1 protein-coding gene is annotated in these 410 nt (G+C 63.4%); it reads right to left on the reverse strand.

Translation table 11 applies throughout. From position 1 onward, the window contains the following. Positions 1-410: hypothetical protein (locus tag SB775_RS27560; RefSeq protein WP_410864320.1), on the reverse strand; the 410-nt coding region annotated here is incomplete at both ends.

Raw genomic sequence — 410 nt, forward strand, 5'->3', positions numbered from 1 at the left:
TTCGTCGCGACGCCCCAGCGGATGTCCATGCCGAACAGGTTCTTGATGTCGATCGGGGAAAGGTCGGCGCTGTCACCCTGGATCGTGCCCGTGCCGGTTATCTGCGAACCGGTGGCCCCATCGGCACGGATCGGCGTCTGGATCACATGGGAGGTGCCCTCGTCCTTCGTGCCGAGGTTGCAGACCATCGTCTGCTTATCGGCAGAGATGCTCGAAACGGGGGTGACCCCCGTGGTCAGACAGGAGGCCGGAAGCTCCTCGAACGTGCCGTTGACGATCGTCAGCGTGAAGTTCACATTGTCGACCGGGTCGTTCGCAGGGGCCGCCGCATTGTCGTTGACGTTCACCCGCCACTCTGCGGTGACGACATCGCCCGACTTCACGGTCGTCGGGGATCCATCCGCCCACTT

Source organism: Peribacillus sp. SIMBA_075, assembly GCF_046534585.1.